Source organism: Ferruginibacter sp. HRS2-29 (assembly GCF_024343615.1).
Taxonomy (GTDB): domain Bacteria; phylum Bacteroidota; class Bacteroidia; order Chitinophagales; family Chitinophagaceae; genus Ferruginibacter.
In genome coordinates this window covers 60618-66617 of sequence record NZ_RJUB01000136.1, presented here as the reverse complement: position 1 = coordinate 66617, position 6000 = coordinate 60618, and the positions used below count along the sequence as shown (strand labels likewise).

3 protein-coding genes are annotated in these 6000 nt (G+C 43.3%); 2 read left to right on the top strand and 1 reads right to left on the bottom strand.

Features of this window, described 5'->3' with window-relative positions:
• Positions 1-381: 381 nt before the first annotated feature.
• Positions 382-2859, top strand: coding sequence for a primosomal protein N' (gene priA / locus EGI32_RS14960; protein WP_255156166.1), 2478 nt, complete (start codon positions 382-384; stop codon positions 2857-2859).
• A gap of 185 nt (positions 2860-3044) precedes the next feature.
• Positions 3045-4082, top strand: a complete 1038-nt coding sequence (murB, locus tag EGI32_RS14955; RefSeq protein WP_255156165.1) for a UDP-N-acetylmuramate dehydrogenase — start codon at positions 3045-3047, stop codon at positions 4080-4082.
• A gap of 106 nt (positions 4083-4188) precedes the next feature.
• Here murB and EGI32_RS14950 read toward each other — a convergent pair whose 3' ends face one another.
• Positions 4189-5709, bottom strand: a complete 1521-nt coding sequence (locus tag EGI32_RS14950) for an AAA family ATPase (RefSeq protein ID WP_255156164.1) — start codon at positions 5707-5709, stop codon at positions 4189-4191.
• Positions 5710-6000 lie beyond the last annotated feature (291 nt).

The window sequence follows — 6000 nt, the reverse complement described above, 5'->3', positions numbered from 1 at the left end:
TGTTGTAAAGTGTTTTATCGTTCAGGGATTGAAAATTTGGAATATGGAAGTTGCTGAAATTTAAAAATCACCATACCTTAAACAGTTCGAGGGTTTGACTATTCACCATTCACTATTTTTCTTCGTGAGCATTCGTAGAATTTGTGGCCGGGTATTTTAAAAGAGAACCAGTGAGCCACGAATAGCACGAAAAAGGCCCGAATGAAATTTGTTGTAAAGTGTTTTATCGTTCAGGGATTGAAAATTTGGAATATGGAAATTACTGAAATTTAAAAATCACCATACCTTAAACAGTTCGAGGGTTTGACTATTCACCATTCACTATTTTTCTTCGTGAAGATTCGTGACATTTGTGGCTGGCTGTTTTTATAAAAAATAATTATGCACGAAACAGGGGAGATACCTTTTGCAGAGGAACAGTTTGACCACTGGGCCGAAATAATTTTGCCACTGGCAGTGCCCATCGTGTATACTTACGCTATTCCTGCTGATCTGCTCGCAAGGGCTGTGATCGGCTGCAGGGCGGAAGTGATCTTTGGTAAGAATAAAAAATATGCCGGTGTGATCAGGTCTGTAAGCACACAACAGCCTGCCTACAAGACCAAAGCAGTGTTAAACATACTCGACGATTCCCCTTTATTATACCCGCAACAATTACAGCTCTGGAAATGGATCAGCGATTATTATATGTGTTCGGAAGGTGAAGTGATGGCCGCTGCTTTACCGGCAAATTTCAAGCTCAGCAGCGAAACCATCCTGATCTTCAATGAAGAGATGGGCGAAGATTTCCAGCATCTGTCTGACGAAGAATTTGTAGTAGCCGAAGCCTTACTCGTAAAAAAACAACTGCACCTCACCGAAGTGCAGCTGGTGCTGGATGCAAGGCATGTGTACCCGGTTATCAAAAGCCTGATAGAAAAAAATATCTGCTTCATCTGGGAAGAACTCAATGAACGTTACAAGATCAAAAAAGAAAATTATGTGTTGCTTCATCCGGCCGTAGACAATGAAGATTCGTTGAGTGCTTTGCTCAATGAATGGAAAGGGGCGCCAAAGCAAATGGAATTGTTGCTTGCCTTCCTGCATCTTCAAAAAACGGAAGCGGAAGTGGTACAATCCGCTTTGCTGAAGAAAGCAGGGGCTACCGCAGCCCAATTGAAAGCCCTGGTGGAGAAAGGTATATTGACCGTTGAAAAACGAAGTGTTGATCGCATCAGGTCAATCGCTAAAAATATCAACATCGATTTCGAACTCAGCGAAGCGCAGCACAAAAGCCTTGGGGAGATCCGCGAAGCGTTTACCACAAAAGCTGTTTGTCTTTTGCAGGGCGTGACTGGAAGCGGTAAAACGCAGTTGTATATAAACCTCATCGAAGAGTATTTTAAGAAAGGCAAACAGGTATTGTACCTCCTGCCTGAGATTGCGTTGACAACACAGATCATCCGCAGGCTGCAAAAACATTTCGGGGGTAATATCGTGATCTATCATTCGAAATTTAATGACCAGGAGCGGATAGAATTGTGGAATAAGATACGTACTGGTGAAGTGAAGATCGTATTAGGCGCCAGGAGCGCTTTGTTTCTTCCTTTTAAAGATATAGGTCTGATAATAGTGGATGAAGAGCATGATCCTTCTTATAAGCAACAAGATCCTGCACCACGTTACAACGCAAGGGATGCTGCTGTTTTCTACGCTTCTTTGTTTAAGGCGAAAGTTTTACTCGGTACGGCTACACCTTCGCTGGAAAGTTATTACAATGCGTTGCAAAATAAATATGCACTGGTAAAACTGAATGAGCGTTTCGGTGGCTTGCAATTGCCCGCCATCGAGATTGTAAACACCAGCCAGGTGGCTCAAAAAGGAAAAGTGATGATCAGTCCGCAGCTGAAAGAAGCGGTACAACAAACGGTGGAAGCCGAGAGGCAGGTGATATTGTTTCAAAACAGGCGTGGCTACAATCCTTACCTTATCTGCGGTACCTGCGGGCATATCCCTCAATGTGTGCATTGCGATGTATCGCTGACGTTGCATAAATTCAGCAACAAGCTGCATTGCCATTATTGCGGCAGCACTTATCCGAAGCTGGTTACCTGTCCCGCCTGTGGTAGCAATACCTGGCTGGAGAAAAATTTTGGGACAGAAAAAATCGAGGAGCAACTGGAAGAAGATTTTATTTCTTATCGCATTGCCCGCATGGACGTGGATAGTGTGCGGGGCAAAACGGCGCACGACAGCCTCATACAATTATTCGAGCAACATCGCCTCGACATATTGGTAGGTACACAAATGGTAGTGAAAGGCCTCGACTTTGAAAAAGTAAGCCTGGTGGGTATCCTTGATGCAGATGGGCTGCTGAGCTTCGCTGATTTCAGGGCCAACGAACGGGCATTTCAGCTTATGGAACAGGTTAGTGGCAGGGCAGGACGAAAACATGAGCAGGGCAAGGTATTGATCCAGGCCATGAATGTGAAACATCCGGTATTGCAACTTGTGCAGCAACATGACTTTGAAAAATTTTACGCTTTTGAGATCGTCAACCGGCAGGAGTTCTTTTATCCGCCTTTCAGCAGGCTGGTGATGATAACATTGAAGCATAAGGATAAAACGGTGGTGACAGATGCGGCAAACAAATTAGCATTATTGTTGCGGCAGGATCTGAAAGATTATGTAGTAGGGCCTGCGCCGCCGGTGGTAGGGAGGATACGCAACCTGTATCTTATGGAACTGATGATCAAACTGCCCAAGGAGCCGGGCATGAGCCTGAATTATAAAAAAGTCATCCGTAATCATATCAACCTGATGCTGGCGGAAAAAAATTACAAAAGCGTTCATGTTGTGGCAGATGTTGATGCGATGTAAACAATTACGAATTAATAATTACGAATTACGAATGAAGAATTTAAAACAGGCCAGAAAAAATGATCATTTGCGTTACTTATAGAATAACGCCGTTCCGTAGGAACGATGTGTTGGTAGAACCGTAAATGATTAACCGTTTCGTTCCGTAGGAACGATTTGTGGATCGGAAATCCGAATGATAAATTATGAGCAAGACAATCATGCAGGAAAATTTTTCTTTAAAAACATATAACACATTCGGCATTGATGCCAGCGCAAAATATTTCGCTGCTTTTAAAAGTATCGATGAGCTAAAGGAATTGCTGAACGAAAAAAAACTTTCCACTTTCAATCATCCACTTTCAACTACTATTCTCGGTGGAGGGAGCAATATTTTATTTACAAAAGATTTCGATGGACTTGTTCTAAAAAATGAGATCGGTGTAATATCCATCATCAAAGAAGATGCGGATCATGTGTATGTAAAAGCGGGTGCGGGCGAAAGCTGGCATGGGTTTGTGATTTTTTGCCTGAACCATGGATTAGCAGGGGTTGAAAATCTTTCGCTGATACCGGGCAGTGTAGGCGCATCACCGATGCAGAACATCGGCGCTTACGGCGTGGAAATAAAAGACGTGTTTCATTCACTCGAAGCGCATCATCGCTATGATGATACCACGGTTTATTTCAGCAATACCGATTGCGAATTCGGCTATCGCGAAAGTATATTTAAAAACAGGCTAAAGGATCAGTTCGTGATCACGAATGTGATCTACAGGCTCAATAAAAAACCACGTTTCAATACATCATATGGCGCCATCGAACAGGAGCTTGAAAAGATGGGAGTACAGGAACTCAATATCCAGTCGGTATCACAGGCGGTCATCAATATCCGCCAGAGCAAATTGCCTGATCCGAAAGTGATCGGTAATGCCGGAAGTTTTTTTAAGAACCCCGAGATAGCTGCGGAAAAATTTGAACAATTAAAAGAAGATTTTCCTTCGATAGTTGGTTATCCATTGCCGAATGATAAGGTAAAACTTGCCGCAGGCTGGTTGATAGAACAATGCGGCTGGAAAGGTTACCGCAAAGGAGATGCAGGTTGCCATGCAAAGCAGGCGCTCGTGCTGGTAAATTATGGCCATGCCAATGGTAACGAAATATTGCAGCTGAGCAATGATATCATCAACAGTGTGCAGGAAAAATTCGGCGTGATGCTTAACAGAGAAGTGAATATTATTTGAAGTATGATGAGAGATGTATGATGTTTTCGGCAATGAACACTTTTCAACCCTTGGAAATACTTACGAATCGAAAGAAATCATACATCATACATCTCACATCATACATTTAATTAAAATCTTCTTCATTAAAATCATCTTCCCCATAATGCTGCGTACCTAAGTTCAGCATACTGCCCATCAGGTCCTTGAATTCTATCCTGCCATCAATCACTTTTTTGCTGATCAGTGAGTAGGCTGCAAGCCCGTGCAGCACCAGTTCCATCAGTAAGGCATTTTCCTTTTCGCTTCCTGCATTGAAATATTTTTTCACCAGGGCATGCAGCCCGCTTACTTTGTACAGCATCTGCACTTTATCATCGTCTTTTATTTCGAGGAAAAGATTGAGCGAATTGCCGCCGTCAAACCAGGAGGTGATGGCTTTGTAAGGGTTTTCGGCAGCTTCTTTTCCTTTCTTTTTCTTCAGTGTTTCAGGATTCGGGAAGTATTGAATGAACTGTGTGCGGATAGCTTTTTCCAGCAGGTTGTAAGCTACCTGGAACGGGCCTTCCTGTTCGCCTTCATACACCAGTTCTATTTTTCCGGTGATGGAGGGGATGATGCCCACAAGATCGCTGAGCCACACCTGCGTGTTGCTTTCGCCATTGATGATGGCACGCCTTTCAGCAGCGCTAACAGCATTTTCGTAGGCCGAAATGGTCAGCCTTGCACTTACACCACTTTTTTTGTCTACCAGTTCACTTTCCCTTGCTTCAAAAGCGATCTGCTCAATCAGTCGCTTGATGAGATCGCTTACCACCACCGTTTTTTTCTGCTCGTCGTTGATAGCAGCTTCCTGTTCGGTGATCTGCAAAGCCGTCTCGATCGATTTTGGATAATGCGTCAATATCTGGCTCTGTATCCTGTCTTTCAAAGGTGTTACGATGCTGCCACGATTGGTGTAATCTTCAGGGTTGGCGGTGAAGACGAACATAACGTCGAGGGGTAAACGAAGTTTGAAACCACGTATCTGCAGATCGCCTTCTTCAAGAATGTTGAATAACGAAACCTGGATACGTGCCTGCAGATCGGGCAATTCGTTGATCACAAAAATGCAGCGGTTGCTTCTCGGGATGATGCCGTAATGTAATACTTCTTCATCCGCGAAACTCAGTTTGAGATTAGCTGCTTTGATTGGATCGATATCGCCGATAAGGTCGGCAACGCTTACATCAGGCGTTGCCAGCTTTTCACCGTAGCGTTTGCTTTTGTGCAGCCACTCGATCGGTGTAGCATCGCCCTTTGCTTCAATCAGGTCCCTGGAATATTTTGAAATAGGATTAAACGGATCGTCGTTGATCTCGCTGCCCGAAACCACCGGTATATATTCATCCAGCAGTTCGGTCATCTGGCGTGCCATACGGGTTTTAGCTTGTCCGCGTAAACCGAGGAACAGAATATTATGCCGGCTCAGCAATGCCCTTTCGGTATCGGGTATCACCGTGTCTTCATATCCCATGATGCCGGGAAAAGGATTTTCTTTCGCCCTGATCTTGGTAAGGAGGTTTTTCCTGATCTCTTCTTTGATCGGCAGTGAAACATAACCGCTCTTTTTTAATTCGCCTAATGTTGTTGCTTGTTTTGTGCTCATATTTTATTCTGCTATTGAGGTTTTAATTTTTTTTTGCCGGGAAGACGGGAAGAAATAGAAATCATAATGTTTTTTTTTCTCCCCGTCATACTGATACTTTTTCTCCTGTTGAAGGTTTAATTTTTTTTGCCGGGAAGACGGGAAGAAATAGAAATCATAATGTTTTTTTTCTCCCACGTCATACTGATACTTTTTCTCCTATTGAAGTTTTATTTTTTTTTGCCGGAAAGACGGGAAGAAATAGAAATCATAATGTTTTTTTTCTCCCACGTCATACTGATACTTTTTCTC